This window comes from Streptomyces sp. SID11385 (assembly GCF_010548245.1).
In the GTDB taxonomy this organism is placed as follows: domain Bacteria; phylum Actinomycetota; class Actinomycetes; order Streptomycetales; family Streptomycetaceae; genus Streptomyces.
The window spans coordinates 1-18,848 of the sequence record NZ_JAAGLR010000283.1 but is presented as its reverse complement, the minus strand read 5'-3'; the positions used below and the strand labels follow the sequence as shown (position 1 = coordinate 18,848).

The window sequence follows — 18,848 nt, the reverse complement described above, 5'->3', positions numbered from 1 at the left end:
GCGCACCAGCCCGTCCGCCTCGGTGCGGGCGCTCTCCGCCTCGCCGCCGATGCGCTGCCTGGTCTCCTCGACGACGCGTTGCGCCTCCGCGCGCGCCGCGGCGAGCGCGCGTTCGGACTCGGCCCGCGCCTCGTCCACGAGCTGGCGGGCCTGCGCCTCGCTGCGGGCGCGCAACTGCTCGGCCCAGGCGACGTTCTCGTTGACGTGGGACTCGACGGTCGCGCGGCGCTCGGCCAGCTCCTGGTCGAGCTGCTGGCGCCGGCTCGTCGCCTCCTGGTGCAGCTCCGCCTGGAGCCGCGCCTGCTGCTCCGCGTGCTCCTGGAGGAGGCGCTGGGTACGGGAGCGGGCCTCGCGCAGCTCGCGCTCGGCGTCGATGCGCAGTTGATCGGCCTGCATCTGCGCGGTACGCAGCATCTGCTCGGCCTGGTAGGCGATGTCGCCGTTCTCGTACCGAGGACGGAGCGCGAGCGCGCGCCGCGCCTCGTGCAGCTTGGCGCGCAAGACCTCGACCTGGTAGCCGAGGTCGTCGGCGTGCTGGACGGCCTTCTCCCGATCGGTCTTCAGCCGTTTCATCTCGGCTTCGAACCGTGAGAGGTGGTCGTCGTCAGCAGCTTGGTGGCTCTCCTGGCGTTCGTAGCCCCGCACCGCGCGGTCCCATCCGTCCCCTGGTCGTGACACTCCGAGCGAGCCCGCCCGCCCTTCGGACGTGCTCCGGTCCTGCGGGGACCCGTCCGGCGGACCGGTTCCCTTCGTACGGGTGCCCGCCCGGCGGACGCGCTCCCGTCTCCCGGGGAATGGTGTCAGACAGCCGCCCCGGCGCGCACCGCCGCCCCGACATCGCCCCGCCACCCGGACCCCGGCCCGCGACCTCGCGGACGCGACCGCGAGGCCGGGCCCACGGTCGCGACCGGGAGCCGGGGGCCAACCCTACCGGCACCCCTATCCGGAGGTCAGTCCTCCGTCGGCTTCCGGCCGATGATCCCCCGCCGCTCCGCCCGCGCCGGGGAGCCGCCGCGGGGTGCGGCCCGTCACACGCCCTGGCCGGTGACCGCCCGCTCACCGCTCAGTACATTGAGGTAAACCCTCGTTCACTCTCACTGCATAGGGGCTGTGCGTCATGGCCGGAACAGCTGGAACCCAGGGCACCACGTCGGTGATCGTCGCGGGCGCCCGCACCCCGATGGGCCGTCTCCTCGGCTCGCTCAAGACCCTCTCGGGCGCCGACCTCGGCGGCTTCGCGATCAAGGCGGCGCTGGAGCGGGCCGGGATCGGCGGGGAGCAGGTCCAGTACGTGATCATGGGTCAGGTGCTCCAGGCGGGGGCAGGGCAGATCCCGGCCCGTCAGGCCGCCGTCAAGGCCGGTATCCCGATGAACGTGCCCGCGCTCACCGTCAACAAGGTCTGCCTCTCCGGGCTCGACGCGATCGCGCTCGCCGACCAGCTCATCCGCGCCGGTGAGTTCGACATCGTCGTCGCCGGCGGGCAGGAGTCCATGACCAACGCCCCGCACCTGCTCCCGAACTCCCGCGCGGGCCACAAGTACGGCGCGATCGAGATGCTCGACGCGATGGCCCACGACGGGCTCACCGACCCCTTCGAGAACATCGCGATGGGCGAGTCCACCGAGAAGCACAACACCCGCCTCGGCATCACCCGCGCCCCGCAGGACGAGTTCGCCGCGCTGAGCCACCAGCGCGCCGCCGCCGCGCAGAAGAACGGGATCTTCGAGGCGGAGATCACACCCGTCGAGATCCCGCAGCGCAAGGGCGAGCCCGTCCTGGTCGCCACGGACGAGGGCATCCGCGCCGACACGACCGTCGAGACGCTCGGCAAGCTGCGCCCGGCCTTCGCCAAGGACGGCACGATCACCGCGGGCACCTCCTCGCAGATCTCCGACGGCGCCGCCGCGGTTGTCGTGATGAGCCGTGCCAAGGCCGAGGAACTGGGCCTCGAATGGCTCGCCGAGATCGGCGCGCACGGCAATGTCGCGGGCCCGGACAACTCCCTCCAGTCGCAGCCGTCGAACGCGATCAAGCACGCGCTCTCCAAGGAGGGCATCGGCGTCGACGACCTGGACCTCATCGAGATCAACGAGGCGTTCGCCGCCGTCGCCGTGCAGTCGATGGCCGACCTGGGCCTGACCCCGGAAAAGGTGAACGTCAACGGCGGGGCCATCGCCCTCGGCCACCCGATCGGTATGTCGGGCGCCCGTCTCGTCCTCCACCTCGCCCTGGAGCTCAAGCGGCGAGGCGGCGGCGTGGGCGCGGCGGCCCTGTGCGGGGGCGGCGGGCAAGGCGACGCGCTCGTCCTGCGGGTGCCGAGGAACTGAGGCCGGTGGCGGGACGGTGAAGGGGCGGACCCCGTGCGGGGGGCCCGCCCCTTCACCGTCCCCGCGCCCGGCTCACGCGGCCAGTGTGATCACCAGCACCGCCACGCACAGCACGAGCATCCCGCTCGCGTTGAGGAACAGGTTGCGGCCGAAGTCCCGCGCCCGGACGTGCGCGCCGATCGCGAGCAGGAAGTAGAGGACGAGCGCCGCCGACGTCAGGACCGCGAGCGGCTGCCAGCGGATACCGGCCAGGAGCCCGGCCGCCGACGCCGTCTTCACCACCGGGAGCAGCGGCCACCAGCGCCGCGGCAGCCCGACGTCGGTGAGGCAGTCGCGGACGAAGTCCACCGGGCGCAGGCTGAGTACGGCGTCGACGAGCTGGACGAGCGCGAGAGCGAGAAGCGCGAGATGCGGCCATTCCATGACGGGCCTCCGGGGCGGCGAGCGGGTGGCTTCGCCGGGATGACCGGACGGCGCGGGCAAACGTGACAGGGGCGGCTCAGTCGGCGCTCTCGTGCGTCACCTTCGCCCCGTCGAGCGCGACGGACCACTCCGCCCCCTCGGGACCGGTCTCCACGCTCCAGTACCCGTTGCCCTCCCCCTCCAGGTCGACGGAGACGACCGTGCCCTTCGCGGCGGCGGCGCGGGCGGCCTTCGCGGCGCTCGTGGCGTCGCCGCTCAGGAGGTCCTTCGCGGTCCGTACGTCGTCCGCCTCGCCGCGCTCCGTACGCACGGTGAGGACCTTCCCGCTCGACGGCGAGACGTCGAGGTGCCGGAGCGTCCCGGAGCGGTCGAGGATCTCGACCTCCCACACGAGGCGCCCGTCGTGGTCGTCGTCGATCTCGGCCGAGACGGCGCGGCCCGGGGTGCGGGCGAGCGCGGCGGCGAGGGCGTCGGGCGCCGACAGCTTCCGCGCGGCGGTGGCCTCCGCCTCGTGCTCGGCGGCGTCGTGGGCGCGCTCGCGGGCGTCGTCGTCGCGGTCATCGCTGTCGTGGTCGTCGCTGTCGTCGCTGTCGTCGCGCGCCGTGTCGTCGGTGCCGGTACGGGCGAGTCCCGCCTGCTGGTGCTCCGGCTGCCGGTGCTCCGGCCGCTGGTGCTCCGTCGCCTCCGTGCCGGAGGCCGTGGACGTGCCGTCGTCGCCTCCCAGGGACGCGGCGGCGACTCCGCCACCGGCCGCGAGGACGACGGCGGCGGCGAGGGCGGCGAGTACGGGCTTGCGCGGCATCGTGCGCTGCATGAGGAACCTCCTGCGGGAGCGGGCTTGCTGACCTGGCTCACTGTTGCCCGCGCCGCCTGAAGGCTTCCTGAAGCTTCCTGAAGGCCGCTTCAGGGAGGATTTGGCAGGCTGTGCGTCATGCGCCTGCTGATCGTGGAGGACGAACGCCGCCTCGCCCGCTCCCTCGCCCTGGGCCTCGGCGCCGAGGGCTACGCCGTGGACGTCGCGCACGACGGGACCGAGGGCCTGCACCGGGCCACCGAGGGCGGCTACGACCTGATCGTCCTCGACATCATGCTCCCGGGCATGAACGGCTACCGCGTCTGCGCCGCCCTCCGCGCCGCCGGCGACGACACGCCGATCCTCATGCTCACGGCGAAGGACGGCGAGTACGACGAGGCCGAAGGGCTCGACACGGGCGCCGACGACTACCTCACCAAGCCGTTCTCGTACGTCGTCCTGCGCGCCCGCGTCAAGGCGCTGCTGCGCCGCCGCGCCACCGGGGCGCCGCCCGTGCGCGAACTCGGCGCGCTCCGCCTCGACACGGGCGCGCGCCGCGTCCGCCTCGCGGGCGAGGAGATCCCGCTCACGGCGAAGGAGTACGCGGTGCTCGAACACCTCGTGCTCCGCGCCGGGCAGGTCGTCTCCAAGGCCGACATCCTCGAACACGTCTGGGACTTCGCCTACTCCGGCGATCCCAACATCGTCGAGGTGTACGTGAGCGCGCTGCGCCGCAAGCTCGGCGCCGGTCTCATCCGCACGGTGCGCGGCGCCGGGTACCTCCTGGAGCGCCCGTGAGGCGCTTCTTCGGCTCCGTACGGGGCCGGGCCACCGTCGCCGCGACGCTCGTCGTCGCCGTCGTCCTCGTCGCGGCGGGCACCGCCGTCGTCCTCTCGCTGCGCGCCAACCTCATCGACCGCGCGGGCGCCGACGCCGAGTCCGCGGCGCGCAAGGTCGCCGCGCGCCTCGCGACCGGCACCGCCTGGGACGCGCTCGACCTCCCCGACGATGACGACGAACCCGTCCAGATCGTGGACGGCACGGGCCGGGTACGGGCCGTCAGCGAGGACCTGGAATCCGTCAGCGGCACGGGGACGAGCGACGTCGCGCCGTCCGCCGGGCCCGCGCCCGCGCGCGGCACGCTCGACGACGACGCCCACCTGAGCAGCGGCGAGGCCGTCATCGACGGTGACCGGGGCACGTACCGGTGGGCGGCGATCGAGGTGAAGCCGCGGGAGAGCGGGGACGACGGGGACGCGGGGGACGACCGGGACGACGGGGACGACGGCGCGGATTCTCCGGGCGGTGACGAGGCGGAGGCCCCGGGCGGCGACGACGACGCGCGGACGTTCACCGTCTTCGCGGGGGCACCGCTCGACGCCGCCGACGGGGCCGTGCGCACCGCGCTCACCGTCATGCTCATCGGCCTGCCCGTGCTGCTCGCCGTCGTCGCCGCCGTCACCTGGGCGGTGACCGGGCGCGCGCTGCGGCCCGTCGAGGGCATCCGCGCCGAACTCGACGCCATCACGGGCTCGCGCGACCTCGCGCGCCGCGTCCCGGAACCCGCGACGCACGACGAGATCGCCGCCCTGGCCCGTACCACCAACGCGACGCTCGCCGCGCTCGAAGACGCCGTCGACAAACAGCGCCGCTTCGTCGCCGACGCCTCGCACGAGCTGCGCAGCCCCATCGCCTCGCTCCGCACCCAGCTCGAAGTGGGGGCGGAACACCCGGAACTGCTCGACGTGGACGGTGCGGTGGAGGACACCGTGCGGCTCCAGCACCTCGCCGCCGACCTGCTCCTCCTCGCCCGGCTCGACGCGGGGGAGCGGCCCCCCGACCGGCCGGTGCGGCTCGCGGACCTCGTCGCGCGCGAGGCGGCGGAGCACGGCCTGCGCGCCCGGATCGCACCGGAACGGGCGGACGGCTACGAGGTGCGCGGCTCGGCACCCCAACTCGGCCGCATCCTGGGCAATCTGCTCGACAACGCCCGCCGCCACGCCCGCTCCGACATCGCCCTCACCCTGCGCCAGGACGGCGCCGACGCGGTCGTGACGGTGTCCGACGACGGCCCGGGGGTCCCGCCAGCCGAGCGCGAGCGCGTCTTCGAGCGCTTCGTGCGCCTCGACGACGCCCGCACACGCGACGAGGGCGGCGCGGGCCTCGGCCTCGCCATCGCCCGCGACGCCGCCCACCGCCACGGGGGCTCGCTGGTGGTGGGCGAACGGCACGGCGGGGGAGCGGAGTTCGTGCTGCGGGTGCCGCTGGCGGGGTGAGGTGGGGCGGCGGAGCCGGGCGGTGTGCGGCGGGGCGGGCGGACGGGCGGCGGCCCGGCTCAGCGTGCCTCGCGCACCTCGCGCAGGCCCTCGGCGATCGGCCGGAGGTAGCCGTGCAGCGTCGTGAGCTGCTCGGGGGTGAGCCGGTCGATGAAGTGACGGCGCACCGAGGCCACGTGGTGCGGGGCGACCTCGCGCATCGTCGTCAGGCCCGGCTCGGTGAGCACGGCGAAGAGGCCGCGGCGGTCGGACTCGCAGTTCTCCCTGCGGACGAGGCCCGCCTTCTCCAGGCGGGTGATCTGGTGGGAGAGGCGACTCTTGGACTGGAGCGTCGCGGCGGCGAGATCGCTCATCCGCACCCGGTGCTCCTCGGCCTCCGAGAGGTTCACCAGGATCTCGTAGTCGTTCAACGTGAGCCCGAACGGCTGGAGATCGCGTTCGAGCTGGTGGGTGAGGAGCCGGTTCACTTCCAGGTGGGTGCGCCAGGCGCACTGCTCGTCCTGGCTGAGCCACGGCGTGGCCTCGCTCGTCGTCTTCTCCGTGTCCATGAGGGCATTCTACCGAAGAAGTTGAAAAGTGAACGAAACCCGTGACGTGAGCTGCCCCACGAGCCGCCACCCTAACCCCGCACCCCCGCCCGGCGGCCTCGTTCCCCCGCGCGCCGCCGCGCCCGCCGCCGCAAGCCGAGGTCGCCGCCACAATCGAGGCCGCCGCGCCCCGACCACGAACCGAGGCCGCCGCGCCCCCCTACAAGCCGAACCTCTGCTGGATGTCCCCGAACTGCCCCGGCAGCCTGGGCAGTCCCTGCGCCCCGCCCGGCGCGTGGCCGGGCATTCCTGGGCGGCCCGGCGCCCCGCCGCCCGGCACGCCCGGCTCCGCGGGGGCCGTGCCGATGTCCTTCTCCGCCATGAGCTGCTCGCTCGACTGGAGGAGGACAGTGCCGGCCCCGACGAACTCGAACTGGTGCTCCTCGCCGGAGGCGCCGCCCAGCCCGGTGAGGGCGCGGACGCCGCCGAGGAAACCGCTCAGGTAGCCGTGGTCGTAGTGGTGGCACGGCGAGGGGCAGTCCGCCCAGCCCACGAGCGCCTGCGGGTCGACGCGCAGCGGCGGCTCCATGAAGACGACCGGGCCGTTGGACGCGGCGATGAACTTCCCCGTGCCGATCAGGGTCAGGAAGCCGGGCACGATCGACTGCTTGAGCGCGAGGCTCGGCTCGTAGGCGAGGAGGTTGCCCGAGCGGACCGTGAGGTTGCCGTCCTCCAGGTCGAAGCTGTTGACGTCGAAGGCCCGGTCCGCGAGGAGCATCTTCCCCTCGCCCTCCGCCACGACCCAGTCACTCGCGTGCAACGGCGAGTGGAAACTCGTCCGCAGCAGCCGGTCGAAGCGCCCGCTGCCGATCCCGTCGAAGGAGATCCGCCCGTAGTACGCGATCATCTTCCCCTTCTGGAGGAACCACTGCGAGCCCCGCAGCTCCACGCAGAACGTGTACGCGTTGACGTTGTCGTCCGAGGGCAACGTGTGCGGGTCGAGGACGGGGGCGCCGTCCGGGGTGAGCGGGTTCACCGGGTACCTCCGAGGATGCCCCGGCTATCAGTGCGGGGAGGGATCGGGCTCCTGTGGAGCAGGACGAGGAAAGAGCGATCCCCGTCAAGGCGTTTGACGGTCGCCCGGGCCGTCGCCGCGCCCGACCTCAAGCCGGTGCACAATCTCGGAGTTGAGGGACCGTCGGTCGCGCTTGGCTTTGGAGGCCAGCCATGCGTGAAGGTCGGCGGGCAGGCGGAGTGTGATGCGTACTTCTTCATGATCCATACCTCAAGTGTAGTGGTACGGTGGTGTCATGGCGACACGAAAGCAAGCGATGGGGGGTACGGGGCATGCCCGGTACGCCTACCGGCTTCGTGTGTCGTCCACGGTCCGGAGGGCGCTTCTCGCCGAGTGGGACCGCTGCCGGTGGGTGTGGAACGAATGCGTCGCTAAGTCCCGGCAGATGCACGCCCACAACCGCGCGCGCCCGGACGACAAGCTGACGTGCGGTCCGGCCCAGCTCGACAAGATGCTGACTGAAGCCCGCGCGAAACTGGCCTGGCTTCGTGAAGGCGCATCGGTCCCGCAACAGCAGACCATCCGCGACTTCGGTACGTCCCGCTCGAAGGCACTGAGGGACATCCAGAAGTGCCTTCCGGTCCGGCAGCGCGCAGGCATGCCCAGGGCGAAGAAGAAACGCGAGGCTCTGCCCACGCTGAACTACACCACCCGGGGATTCCGCCTGAAGGACGGCCGCCTGCATCTCGCGGGCGGCATCGTCTTGACCGTGGTGTGGTCGCGGGGCCTGCCCGCCGCACCGTCCTCGGTCCGCGTGTACCAGGACAGCCTCGGCCACTGGTACGCCTCGTTCGTTGTCGCCACCGAAGTGCAGCGGCTCCCGGAGACGGGCGCGGTGATCGGCGTGGACTGGGGCGTGAAGGAAACCGCCACCACCACCTCTGACGCCCACGACCTCCCGCACGCTCGGCACGGGAAGAAGGCCGCGCAGAAGCTTGCCCGCTACCAGCGGATGATGGCCCGGCGCAAGCCCGCGCGTGGACACGCCGCATCGAAGGGATACCGGCAGGCGGGGGCGCAGACCGCGAAGCTGCACAAGAAGGTGGCCCGGCAGCGGCAGGACACCGCTCGCAAGTGGGCCAAGCGCGTCGTCCGCGATCATGACGCGCTCGCCATCGAGGACTTCCGCCCGAGGTTCCTCGCCAAGTCCAGCATGGCCCGCAAGGCCGCCGACGCCGCGATCGGCGCCACCAAGAAGGCCCTGATCGAGATGGGTCGCAAGCACGGGCGGGACATCCGCCTCGTGCACCCCGCGCACACCACCATGGACTGCGCGTCGTGCGGAGCGAGATCCAAGCACGCACTCCCCCTTTCCGAACGAACTTATGCCTGCACCGCGTGCGGAGCTGTCTCACCCCGGGACAAGAACTCCGCACGCGTGATGCTGGTCCGGGCTGGTCTCATCCCGGCTGGTGCTGATGGTGGAAGACCTGCGGGAGCGACGCTCCCGCAGGCAGCCTGAGCCAGGAATCCCCCTCCTTGAGGAGGGGGAGGACGTCAAAGCTTCTCCTCCGATGCCTGCACGAAGACCGCGCCCTGCCCCGACAGCTCCAGCTGGAACGCCTCGCCCGAGCCCCGGCCCACCATGTCGCGCCAGCCCAGGGCCGTGGACAGCTTGTTCCGTACCTCGCCGTAGTGCGCCACGTACGCCTGCGGATCGACGTGCACGGAGCGCCCCGGCGTGATCGGCAGCTCGATGACCCCGCCGTGCGCCATGACCGCGACGGCACCGTGCCCCTTGAGCGTCGTCGTGAAGAGTCCCTGGCCCGTCACCTGGCCGCGCACCATCCCCATCACGCCGCCCTGCGCGCCGAGGAAGAGCGTGCCCTGCTGGAGCGAGCCGTCGAAGGCGAGCAAGCGGTCCGCCTCGACGCACAAGGTGTCGCCGGACAGGTTGACGACCTGCACGTGGTGCCCGCCGTGGCCGAAGAGCACCGTGCCGTGGCCCTCGACCGTCATGAGCGGCGTCGCCTCGCCCGCGACCCGCCGCCCGATCATCGACATGACCCCGCCCTGGCCGCCGCCCACGTTCGGCGTGAAGCTCACCTCGCCCCGGTACGCGAGCATCGCGCCCCGCTGGCTGAAGAGCCGCTGCCCCGGCAGCACCTGCGCCTCGACCATCTTCGCGTTGATCTCCCTGAACGGCATCAGAGGTCACCCCCGAACGTCTTGCGCTCGCTCGGCTGCACCCACACGACACCCTCGCCCTCGAAGCGGATCTGGAACGCCTCGCCGCCCCCTTCGCCCATCACCGTGCGGAAGTTGACGCCGGACTGGAAGTGCTGGCGCAACTGCCCCTGGTGCGCCACGTACGCTCCCGGGTCGACCTGGAGCGGGTACGCGGAGCTGACCCGCAGCGCCATCGCGGGCCCGTCCGAGAGCAGCGCGGCCTGTCCGCTCCCCTCGACCGTCGTCGTGAAGAGCCCCTGCCCCTGGCTCGCGCCGCGCAGCCCCGTGAACGTCGTCCCCGTCCGCAGTCCGGCGTCCGTGCACAGCAGGTTGCTCGCCTCCACGTACAGCGTCTCGCCGCGCAGGCTCACGACGCTGATCTCCGTCGCCTTGTCCGCGAACCAGCACGTGCCCTCGCCGCGCACCTCCATCACCTCCATCTGCTCCCCCGTGAGCCGGCGCGTGACCATGCCGCGCAGCCCGTCGCCGCCGCCGGAGAGCTTCTTGAAGTTCATCCGGCCGTCGTACGCGACCATCGAGCCGTTCTTGGCGCGCACGGCGTCGCCGGTGAGCTGGACGGCGAGCACTTTGCTGCCTTGGAGTCGGAGGTGAGCCACGCCTTCGAAGGTACTGGGCGCGGGGCGCCCCCGGGAGCCGTTTCGACCCTGATTCGACCCGGAGATCCGACCCCGAGAGACCTCAGGGGCGCGCGGGGCGTGAGCAGAGCCACCCCCCTTCCGCCCCACCCCCGTCCCGCCCCGCCCCGGCGGGCTGCGAGAATGAGGCGGCTTGTGCGCGCGTTCACAAGATCGTGTGAGAGCGTGCACGGACTCCCCGTACCGTCCGCTCCTCCTGCCCCCCGACCGAAAGTTCCGCGCCGTGGACATCAAGACAGCCTCCGCCCTCCGCCGCCTCCGCCTGGTCTCGGCCCCCGAGGCGGTCTCCTTCCTCCTCCTGCTCGTGTGCTCGATCCTCAAGCGCACCACCGACTTCAACGCCGTGCCCGTCATGGGCATGGTCCACGGCGTCCTCTTCGTCCTCTACGTGATCTTCTGGATCGACGCCTGGAACCGCGCCAAGTGGTCCGCCGGGCGCGGCATCCTCTACTTCGTCCTCTCCGTCCTGCCCACCGGCGGCTTCTTCGCCGAGCGCAAGCTCAAGCGCGAGGCCGAGGACGCGGTCATCGCCGGCCGCGCCCGCCGCGAGGGGGTCGTGAACGCATGATCGTCGCCTTCTCCGTCTCCCCGCTCGGCGTCGGCGAGGAGGTCGGCGCGTATGTGGCCGAAGCGGTCCGCGTCGTCCGCGAATCCGGCCTGCCGCACCGCACCGACGCGATGTTCACGAGCATCGAGGGCGAGTGGGACGAGGTCATGGACGTCGTCAAGCGCGCCACCGCCGCCGTCGAGGCCCGCAGCTCCCGCGTCTCCCTCGTCCTCAAGGCGGACATCCGCCCCGGCGTCACGGACGGTCTCACCCGCAAGGTCGAGACGATCGACCGCATCCTGGGCGAGAACCCCGCCTGACCAGCGCCTCACCACCCACCGGCCCCCTCGTCCGCACGAGGGGGCCGATGGCTGTTCGGAGGGGCGGGGCGTCGACCCGTGCTGTCCCGAGGACGGGGAGAACACGTGCGAGGCCGGTCCGCCCGGTCAGCCCCGGGGAACGCGCTCCTCACCCCTCCCCCTCCGCCAACGCCGTCCCCAGCCCCGTGCGCCGGTACACCACCTCCCGTCCGTAGCGTCGCGCGTGCAGGAGGCCCGCCGTGTGCAGGGCCTTCAGGTGGGCGGAGACCGTGGAGGGGGCGAGGGCGAGGCGGTCGGCGAGGGCGCTCGTCGTGGCGGGGACCGCCAGCGCCGCGAGCACCTTCGCGCGGCCCGCGCCGAGGATGCCCACGAGCGCGTCCGGCGGCCGTTCGGGGACGCCCGTCCACAGCGAGGCGAGGCCCCGGGCCGGGTAGACCAGCGTCGGCTGGAACGGTTCCTCGACGCCCGTCACGATGTCCGGCCACGTGTGCACGCTCGGCATGAGGACCAGCCCCTCGCCGCGCAGCCACCGCTCGTGGTCGCCGTGCTTGTCCACCGTGAGCGTCCTGCCCTCCCACCGCACCCGCGTGTCCAGCTCCGGCAGCAGCCCGCCGAGCCCCACCTCCGCGAGCCGCCGCGCGTGGTGTGCCACGTCCGCTTCGAGCAGCGCCCGCAGGCGGGGCCACTCCGGTTCCACGAGCGCGTGCCACGCCGCTTCGAGCAGGTCCGCCGACCGTGCCACGGCCCGCTCCGGCTCCGCGAGCAGCCGCCGTCCCCACGCCGACTCCGCGCCGCCCCGTACCGAACGCAGCGCCCGCGCGAGGTCCCTGCGCGCGGCGGCGGGATCGGTCGCGCGGACGCGGGCCAGTTCCTCGCCGATCCCCGCCGTCGCGCCGTCCGGCGGCGGCGCCCAGAAGTCGGGGGAGTGGCCCCGGTGCGGCATGAGCCGCCACAGCGGCCGCAGGTCGAGCCCGGCCGCCGCCGCGCGCATCCGGTCGAGCCGCCCCTGGTGGTACGGGAAGCGGTCGGGCCGCGTCAGCGTACGGACCGCCTCCTGCGTCTCCCACAACGGCGAGAACGCGAACCGGCACCGCAACAGGTCCCGGTCCCCCAGATGCAGACGCTGCGCCACGCTCGCCCTCACCCCCCGATTCGGCTGGAGCCGAAACGATACGTCCGGCGCGCCCGCCCCCCGATGCTCGCCCCATGCCCGAGCCCACCGCTCCCCCTCCGCCCGCCCCCGCGACCGGACCCCGCCCCCGTCCCCGCTACCTCACCCTTTTCCGCGTCCCCGAGTTCCGCGCCGTCTTCCTCGCCCACCTCTGCTCCCTCCTCGGCACCGTCGTCAGCGAGATCGCGCTCACCGTCCTCGTCTTCTCGCTCACCGGCTCCCCCTTCCTCTCCGCCCTCGCCTTCGCGCTCGGCCTGCTGCCCTACCTGGTCGGCGGGACCCTGCTCGCCGGGCTCGCCGACCGGTATCCGGCTCGGCGCGTCCTCGTCTGCTGCGATGTCGTCAGCGCGGGCTGCGTGGCGCTCATGGCGCTGCCCGTCACGCCCGTCGCCGGGCTGCTCGCGCTGCGCGTCGTGCTCGCGCTCGTCGCGCCCGTCTTCGCGGGCACGCGGATGGCGACGCTCGGCGACATCCTCGGGGACGGCGACACCTTCGTGCTCGGGCGCTCGCTGCTGCGAATCGTCTCGCAGACCGCCCTGCTCGGCGGGTACGGCGTCGGCGGGCTCCTCCTCGTACTCGTGCCGCCGCGCGGGGCGCTCCTCGTCACGCTCGCGACCTTCCTCGGCTCCGCCACGCTGCTGCGCCTCGGTACGCGGCACAGGCCCGCCCGCGCCCGTACCGCCGCCAGTGGGCTCGTCCGTGACTCGCTCTCCGGCGTGCGCGCCGTCCTCGCCCTGCGCGAGCCCCGCCTCGCGCTCCTCCTCTTCTGGCTGCCCCCGGCCTTCGCCGTCGTCCCCGAGGGGCTCGCCGCGCCCTACGCCGCCTCACTCGGCGTCGACGGCGCGGGGCTCGGACTGCTGCTCGCCGCGCTCTCCGCCGGGATGATCACCGGCGAGTTGCTCGCCGGCACCCTCCTCACCCCCGGGGGCCGCGCCCGCCTCGCCCTCCCCCTCGCCGCGCTCGGCACGCTTCCGCTGGCGCTGTGCCTGCTGCGGCCCGGCTACGTACCGCTGCTCGCCCTGCTCTTCGTGACCGGTGCCTCGGCCGCGTACACCCTCGGTCTCGACCGCTGGTTCGTCGACTGTGTGCCGGTGGCGCTGCGGGGCCGGGCGATGACCGTGCAGACCGCCGGGCTCATGACCGCGCAGGGGCTCGGCACCGCGCTCGCCGGGGCCGTCGCCGAACGTTTCGCCCCGCACCTCGTCGTCGCGGGGGCGGGGCTCCTCGGCGCCGTCTGCTGCCTGCCGCTCGCCCTCTCCGCGCGCCGCGCGCGCCGTGTCCCGGACAGGGACGGGCCGAAGAGTGAGACGGGGCTGACCACGATGTGACCGGCCGGTAGGGTCGGGGGCGTGCCGAAGCCGCTCAGCCTCTCCTTCGACCCGATCGCCCGCGCGGATGACTCCTGGCGGCAGCGGTGGGGACACGTCCCCTCGATGCCCGCGATCACCTCGATCATGCGGGCCCAGCAGATCCTCCTCGCCGAGGTCGACGCCGTCGTCAAGCCGTACGGACTGACCTTCGCGCGCTACGAGGCGCTGGTGCTGCTCACCTTCTCCAAAGCGGGTGAGCTGCCGATGTCGAAGATCGGCGAGCGGCTCATGGTCCACCCCACCTCGGTGACCAACACCGTCGATCGCCTCGTGCGCTCCGGTCTCGTCGCCAAGCGCCCCAACCCGCAGGACGGGCGCGGCACCCTCGCCTCCATCACGCCCAAGGGCCGCGAGGTCGTCGAGGCGGCGACGAAGGACCTGATGGACATGGACTTCGGCCTCGGCGCCTACGACGCCGAGGAGTGCGCGGAGATCTTCGCGCTGCTGCGCCCGCTGCGCGTCGCGGCCGGCGACTTCGAGGACTGACGGAACGGGCCCGCTCACCAGGGCGGGGCTGACCAGCGGCTTCGCCCGCGGGCCCGCCCCGCGTACCGTTCGCCCGATCCGCCCGGTTAGGCTCCCCCCATGAAGAAGAGCGTGCTGACCCGCTACCGCGTGATGGCGTACGTCACCGGTGTGCTGCTGGTCCTGCTGACCCTCGGTGTCATCGCCAAGTACGTGCTCGACATCGACGGTGCCACCGGCCCGACCCGGATCATCGCGATCGCCCACGGCTGGCTCTACGTCGTCTACCTCGTCGTCGCCTTCGATCTCGGCTCCAAGGCGAAGTGGAAGGTCGGCAAGCAGCTCTGGGTGCTGATCGCGGGCACGATCCCCACGGCCGCGTTCTTCGTCGAGCGCAGGATCACCCCCGAGCTGGAGGCGAAGGTCGCCGCGCAGGACGCGAAGGCCGTCCCCGCCGCCCGCGCCGCCGCCGGCGCGGAGGCCAAGAAGGGCTGAGGCGGGTCCGTACGCGGACGAGGCCGGGTCCCCGCTTTCCCGCGGGGCCCGGCCTCGTCCGCGTTCCCTCAGCGCCTCACCACGGCAGCGGGCCCTCCCGGTCCACCGCGCGCCCCGTCCCGGCGGAGGCGTCCTCCGTCGCCAGCGCGACGATCGCGTCCGTGCCCTCCGTCACCGTCTGCGTGCCCGTGTGGTGGTTGAGGTCGGTGGCCGTGTAGCCGGGGTCCGCCGCGTTGAAGCGGACGCCCTCGACGCCGCGCGCGTACTGCGTCGTCAGCATCGTCACGGCCGCCTTGGACGAGGTGTACAGCGGCGAGACGACCGAGTGCTCGACGCGCTCCGCGTCGTGCGTGAGCGTCTGCGAGCCGAGCCCGCTCGTCACGTTGACCACGCGCGGGTCCGCCGACGCGCGCAGCAGCGGCAGGAACGCGTGCGTCATCCGCACGATGCCGAGGACGTTCACGCCGAACACCGCGAGCGCGTCCTCGCCCGTGAGCTCAGCGGGCTCCTTGAAGGGCCCCGTGACGCCCGCGTTGTTGATCAGGACGTCGAGGCGGCCCTCGTGCGCCGCCACGTCCTTCGCCGCCGCCGCGACGGACGCGGAGTCCGCGACGTCGAGCGCCACCCAGCGGCCCCCGACCTCCTCGGCGACGGCGCGCCCCCGTTCCGGGTCGCGGGCGCCGACGAGGACGGTGTGGCCGAGGGCCGACAGACGGCGGGCGGTTTCGAGCCCGAGGCCGCGAGCGGCCCCGCTGATGAGGGTGATCGTGGAGGTCATGTCCCCGAGAGTGCGCCCTCCGTACGGGCTGATCCAGGCACCTTCGACCGTAGGAACGCCCGTACCACCCGGACGTCCGGGGGCCGACCGCCGCCGCACGGGGGCGCTCAGCCCTCCAGGCCCTCGATCAGCAGGGCCGCGAGGCGCCGCGACCACTCCTCGTCCACCGGCTCCGCGCTCACCAGCGCCCGGTGCACGACCGTGCCCGCGATGACGTCGAAGATGAGGTCCGCGTTGCGGGCCGCCGAGACCGGGTCGGGGTCGCGGGGGATCTCGCCGCGCTCCTGGGCGCGGCGGCGGCCGAGCAGGACGAGGCGCTTCTGGCGGTCCACGATGGCGGAGCGGATGCGGTCGCGCAGCGCCTCGTCGCGGGTCGACTCGGCGATGACGGCCATGAGGGACGTACGGGTCTCGGGGCGCTCCAGGAGCCGCGCGAAGCGCAGCACGACGGCCGAGACGTCGCCCGCGAGGCTCCCGCAGTCCGGGAGTTCGAGTTCGTCGAAGAGCACGGCGACCGCGTCCACGACGAGTTCGTTCTTGCCCGCCCAGCGCCGGTAGAGCGTGGTCTTCGCGACGCCCGCGCGCGCGGCGACGTCCCCGAGCGCCAGCCCCGACCAGCCAGCCTCGACGAGCACCTCGCGGGTCGCCGCGAGGATCGCGGCATCGGCCGCGGCGCTGCGGGGGCGCCCCGAGCGGTGCCGGTCGGGCGGCGGCGTGGGGGAGGACGCCGGGGAGGGGGGAGTCGCTGGGGGCGTCGCGCCGGACGGAGAAAGGTCGGAGGCGGGCATGGCGTGACCATACCGGCCAGTAGCACTGCGGGGTGTGAACGAGATCACCGCGCGCCCGGCGGCTCCAGGAGTTACGCTACGACGCGTAGCGAAAAGCTCCCCGCCCCGCGCGGGAACGCTTCGAGCGACAACCGCACCCGGGGTGGGGACCCCGGGGAACACGTGCCGCACCCGCCGCCCCGCGTGGTGCGCACACCCCGTACGGGTGACTTCGTACGGTCCGCAGAACGGTCCGCCCCCGGGCGAGCGCGCGGAGAGCCGGTGCATCCTGCACCTGGCTTTTCCGCCGTGGCGGCCGAAGGGGGAGGATGGGCACATGCAGCCACGGAACATGTCCATGAGCGGGGTCGTCGACCTCGCCGCGGTGAAGGCGGCCCAGGAGGCCAAGGCCAAGGCCGAGCAGGCCCGCGCCGAGCGTGCCCGCGCGGGCGACACGGGAGCGGTCCCGCCCTCGGGGCTCGTCATCGACGTCGACGAGGCGGGCTTCGAGCGCGAGGTGCTCCAGCTCTCCACCGAAGTCCCCGTCGTCATCGACTTCCAGGTCCCGCGGGCCGAGCCCTCGGCGGCGCTGAGCGCCGTGCTCGAACGCCTCGCCGTCGAGTACAACGGCCGGTTCGTCCTCGCGCGCGTCGACGCCGAGGCGAACCAGATGCTCTTGCAGCAGTTCGGCGTCCAGGGCATCCCCGCCGTCTTCGCCGTCGTCGCGGGCCAGGCCCTCCCGCTCTTCCAGGGCGCGGCGCCCGAGGAGCAGATCCGCCAGATCCTCGACCAGCTCATCCAGGTCGGTGAGGAGCGCTTCGGCCTCACGGGCATCCAGGTCGACGCCTCCGCCGCCGAGCGGGCACCGGCCGAGGAGGAGCCCGCGGGCCCCTACGACCACCTCCTCCAGGCCGCCGTGGACGCCCTCGACACCGGCGACTTCGCGGGTGCCGTCCAGGCGTACCGCAACGTCCTGAGCGAGGACCCGGCCAATACGGAGGCCAAGCTCGGGCTCGCGCAGGCCGAACTCCTGCGCCGCGTCTCCGAGCTGGACCCCGCGCAGGTCCGCGGCGACGCGGCGGAGCGTCCCAAGGACGTCTCCGCGCAGCTCGCCGCGGCCGATCTCGACCTCGCGGGCGGCCACGTCGAGGACGCCTTCGGGCGCCTCGTCGACACCGTCCGCCAGGTCTTCGGCGAGGAGCGCGACACCGTCCGCCTGCGCCTCCTCGACCTCTTCGAGGTCGTGGGCCCGGACGACCCGCGCGTCGTGGCGGCCCGTCAGGCCCTCGCGCGCGTGCTCTTCTAGGCGGGTACCCGGGCATATGCCCCTCGTTCCGTGCCCCGGTGGATTTGGCGACACGGCGACCTGAGCACCCCTTCTTTACCAAAACTTGGTAAAGAAGGGGTGCTGTTACTTGTAGTAAGAGGAGCCCGACCTTCCGTCGCGCGCCGTGTGGTGATGTCCCGTTATGCGCCCTTGTGCGAAGCGACTTTCCGTGCGGCGCGCGACCGTGGCCGATGGCGTGCGGTCATATCGGCGTTACTAGTCAGTAACGAACCCCTTGTGCCCGACCGCCGAATGCACCACGATCGGGCACGCTCGGTCCACTGCCTCCGGTCCGACAGCCAATCGGCGCCCGGGGGTTCATGGGTCCCCACCGGGCGGGCCGGAGTCCTCGCGGGCGCCGGCCGGGACAGGGGGGTCTCCGCCGGTCGGCGGGGCCTGTCCACGGGTTGCGTGAAGGCGCGGCCAAGTGGTTGTCGCTCGGGGGTGATCGCCGGAGATCGACGCGCTCCACGCGCGGCCAGTCCCCGGCGCTTCTTCCCGAGGACGTAGCGCTTCTCCCATCCCTGCCCCCGACCGCCGCCGCAGCGGTGGTCGGCACGGGCCCGGGATGTACGTCCGAGAAGGAGGAAATCATGGAATCTGTCGCTCGTGGCGGGACCAGATGGCGTCGTTTCGCCGTCGTCATGGTCCCGGGTGTCGCTGCCACGGCGGCGATCGGGGTCGCGGTGGCGCAGGGCGCGCTCGCGGCCTCGTTCAGTGTGTCGGGGCAGCAGTTCAAGGTCTCGGCGGACCGGCTGGAAGGCACGGGCTTCGCGCAGTACGGCGGTCTGGACGTGGGCCCGAACAAGGAGACCGGTCACGCGGTGGCCATCTCCTCGTTCAAGAGCGCCGACCTGACCAACATGTGCCAGTCGGTCGTGACGCCGAACGTACCGCTCGTCGGCACGGTGACCCTCCGGCTCACCGCCGGTGGGAAGGGCACCCCGGCGCACGCCGACAACCTGTACGTGGACCTGGACGATCTGTCCGGTGACGCGACGTTCGGGGACATCGACATCGGTGTGGCGGCGGGCGCCAAGACCCGCGGCCCGAAGCTCGCGCCGAACACCAACCCGGGTGCCTTCGCGCAGCAGGCCAAGACGGCCACGATCGAGAACGTCAGGCAGACGGCGTGGGCGACCACGGCGGGCACCTTCAAGCTGAGCGGCCTCCACATGGCGATCAGCAAGGGTGTCAAGGAGTGCTACTGAGCACTTTCCGCTGGACGCCGGGTCGCACGGACCCGCGTCCGCCCGAAAGCTGACGCTCGCGACCGTGGGCGGCCCCGGCGGGCCGCCCACGGGGCGCGTGCCCGACGACGGCACGCGGGCCCCTTCGCCGCGGGCCGGGCCTTCGCCCG

The 18,848-nt window shown here is 73.0% G+C and carries 21 protein-coding genes and 1 pseudogene; 11 read left to right on the top strand and 11 right to left on the bottom strand.

The genetic code is table 11. The annotated features are described in order from the left end of the window. Positions 1-645: pseudogene (locus tag G3I42_RS08700) on the bottom strand (hypothetical protein); the annotation flags it as partial. Between the two features lie 472 nt (positions 646-1,117). Between G3I42_RS08700 and G3I42_RS08695 the strand changes: the two are divergent. After that, positions 1,118-2,329: an acetyl-CoA C-acetyltransferase gene (locus G3I42_RS08695; protein WP_164283989.1), complete on the top strand. Its 1,212-nt coding sequence runs from the start codon at positions 1,118-1,120 to the stop codon at positions 2,327-2,329. Between the two features lie 72 nt (positions 2,330-2,401). On the opposite strand, the gene G3I42_RS08690 is transcribed toward G3I42_RS08695, so the two are convergent. Further along, a complete protein-coding gene (locus tag G3I42_RS08690; protein ID WP_164283987.1) occupies positions 2,402-2,752 on the bottom strand; it encodes a DoxX family protein in 351 nt (116 codons plus the stop codon). 76 nt (positions 2,753-2,828) lie between these two features. After that, positions 2,829-3,566, bottom strand: a complete 738-nt coding sequence (locus G3I42_RS08685; RefSeq protein WP_239096338.1) for a PepSY domain-containing protein — start codon at positions 3,564-3,566, stop codon at positions 2,829-2,831. Positions 3,567-3,683: 117 nt separating this feature from the next. On the opposite strand from G3I42_RS08685, the gene G3I42_RS08680 reads away from it, so the two are divergent. Together G3I42_RS08680 and G3I42_RS08675 are read left to right on the top strand one after the other, a co-directional pair. Next, complete coding sequence (locus G3I42_RS08680) at positions 3,684-4,343, top strand: response regulator transcription factor (protein ID WP_164283985.1); 660 nt, start codon at positions 3,684-3,686, stop codon at positions 4,341-4,343. Next, a complete protein-coding gene (locus tag G3I42_RS08675; RefSeq protein WP_164283983.1) occupies positions 4,340-5,821 on the top strand; it encodes a HAMP domain-containing sensor histidine kinase in 1,482 nt (493 codons plus the stop codon). Before G3I42_RS08680 ends, G3I42_RS08675 begins: the two co-directional genes overlap by 4 nt. A 59-nt stretch (positions 5,822-5,880) precedes the next feature. Here the strand turns inward: G3I42_RS08675 and G3I42_RS08670 are convergent, their stop codons facing one another. From G3I42_RS08670 to G3I42_RS08660, 3 genes are all read right to left on the bottom strand, one after another. Then, the gene (locus G3I42_RS08670) at positions 5,881-6,369 is read right to left on the bottom strand and encodes a MarR family transcriptional regulator (protein WP_164283981.1); all 489 of its coding nucleotides are present in this window, start codon (positions 6,367-6,369) and stop codon (positions 5,881-5,883) included. Positions 6,370-6,568: 199 nt separating this feature from the next. Then, positions 6,569-7,384 carry an AIM24 family protein gene (locus G3I42_RS08665; protein ID WP_164283978.1) on the bottom strand — a complete coding sequence of 272 codons (816 nt, stop codon included), beginning with the start codon at positions 7,382-7,384 and terminating at the stop codon, positions 6,569-6,571. Positions 7,385-7,468: 84 nt separating this feature from the next. Further along, a complete protein-coding gene (locus G3I42_RS08660) occupies positions 7,469-7,630 on the bottom strand; it encodes an Arc family DNA-binding protein (RefSeq protein ID WP_164283976.1) in 162 nt (53 codons plus the stop codon). 28 nt (positions 7,631-7,658) lie between these two features. On the opposite strand from G3I42_RS08660, the gene G3I42_RS08655 reads away from it, so the two are divergent. After that, complete coding sequence (locus tag G3I42_RS08655; RefSeq protein WP_164283974.1) at positions 7,659-8,885, top strand: RNA-guided endonuclease TnpB family protein; 1,227 nt, start codon at positions 7,659-7,661, stop codon at positions 8,883-8,885. A gap of 35 nt (positions 8,886-8,920) precedes the next feature. Here the strand turns inward: G3I42_RS08655 and G3I42_RS08650 are convergent, their stop codons facing one another. Together G3I42_RS08650 and G3I42_RS08645 are read right to left on the bottom strand one after the other, a co-directional pair. After that, a complete protein-coding gene (locus tag G3I42_RS08650) occupies positions 8,921-9,571 on the bottom strand; it encodes an AIM24 family protein (RefSeq protein ID WP_164283972.1) in 651 nt (216 codons plus the stop codon). Further along, positions 9,571-10,209 carry an AIM24 family protein gene (locus G3I42_RS08645; protein ID WP_164283970.1) on the bottom strand — a complete coding sequence of 213 codons (639 nt, stop codon included), beginning with the start codon at positions 10,207-10,209 and terminating at the stop codon, positions 9,571-9,573. The genes G3I42_RS08650 and G3I42_RS08645 overlap by 1 nt, the downstream gene beginning before the upstream one ends. Positions 10,210-10,471: 262 nt before the next feature. Between G3I42_RS08645 and G3I42_RS08640 the strand changes: the two genes are divergently transcribed. Together G3I42_RS08640 and G3I42_RS08635 are read left to right on the top strand one after the other, a co-directional pair. Next, positions 10,472-10,816 (top strand): DUF3817 domain-containing protein, encoded by a 345-nt coding sequence (locus G3I42_RS08640; protein ID WP_164283968.1) that lies wholly within the window; start codon positions 10,472-10,474, stop codon positions 10,814-10,816. Further along, positions 10,813-11,115, top strand: a complete 303-nt coding sequence (locus G3I42_RS08635) for an MTH1187 family thiamine-binding protein (RefSeq protein WP_164283966.1) — start codon at positions 10,813-10,815, stop codon at positions 11,113-11,115. The genes G3I42_RS08640 and G3I42_RS08635 overlap by 4 nt, the downstream gene beginning before the upstream one ends. 148 nt (positions 11,116-11,263) lie before the next feature. On the opposite strand, the gene G3I42_RS08630 is transcribed toward G3I42_RS08635, so the two are convergent. After that, positions 11,264-12,247 carry a DUF5937 family protein gene (locus G3I42_RS08630; RefSeq protein ID WP_164283964.1) on the bottom strand — a complete coding sequence of 328 codons (984 nt, stop codon included), beginning with the start codon at positions 12,245-12,247 and terminating at the stop codon, positions 11,264-11,266. 74 nt (positions 12,248-12,321) lie between these two features. Between G3I42_RS08630 and G3I42_RS08625 the strand changes: the two genes are divergently transcribed. The 3 genes from G3I42_RS08625 (at position 12,322) to G3I42_RS08615 (ending at position 14,616) form a co-directional block, all read left to right on the top strand. Continuing rightward, complete coding sequence (locus G3I42_RS08625) at positions 12,322-13,614, top strand: MFS transporter (protein WP_239096337.1); 1,293 nt, start codon at positions 12,322-12,324, stop codon at positions 13,612-13,614. A gap of 21 nt (positions 13,615-13,635) precedes the next feature. Then, positions 13,636-14,142 carry a MarR family transcriptional regulator gene (locus tag G3I42_RS08620; RefSeq protein WP_030995591.1) on the top strand — a complete coding sequence of 169 codons (507 nt, stop codon included), beginning with the start codon at positions 13,636-13,638 and terminating at the stop codon, positions 14,140-14,142. 99 nt (positions 14,143-14,241) lie between these two features. Next, positions 14,242-14,616 (top strand): DUF3817 domain-containing protein, encoded by a 375-nt coding sequence (locus tag G3I42_RS08615; RefSeq protein ID WP_164283962.1) that lies wholly within the window; start codon positions 14,242-14,244, stop codon positions 14,614-14,616. 76 nt (positions 14,617-14,692) lie between these two features. Here the strand turns inward: G3I42_RS08615 and G3I42_RS08610 are convergent, their stop codons facing one another. Then, a complete protein-coding gene (locus G3I42_RS08610) occupies positions 14,693-15,394 on the bottom strand; it encodes an SDR family NAD(P)-dependent oxidoreductase (protein ID WP_164283960.1) in 702 nt (233 codons plus the stop codon). Positions 15,395-15,501: 107 nt separating this feature from the next. Further along, positions 15,502-16,182 carry a TetR/AcrR family transcriptional regulator gene (locus G3I42_RS08605; RefSeq protein ID WP_164283958.1) on the bottom strand — a complete coding sequence of 227 codons (681 nt, stop codon included), beginning with the start codon at positions 16,180-16,182 and terminating at the stop codon, positions 15,502-15,504. Between the two features lie 316 nt (positions 16,183-16,498). Between G3I42_RS08605 and G3I42_RS08600 the strand changes: the two genes are divergently transcribed. Continuing rightward, positions 16,499-17,467: a tetratricopeptide repeat protein gene (locus tag G3I42_RS08600; protein ID WP_164283956.1), complete on the top strand. Its 969-nt coding sequence runs from the start codon at positions 16,499-16,501 to the stop codon at positions 17,465-17,467. Positions 17,468-18,081: 614 nt separating this feature from the next. Next, entirely contained in the window at positions 18,082-18,699 is a 618-nt protein-coding gene (locus tag G3I42_RS08595; protein ID WP_164283955.1) for a DUF6230 family protein, read from the top strand. Positions 18,700-18,848: the final 149 nt, after the last annotated feature.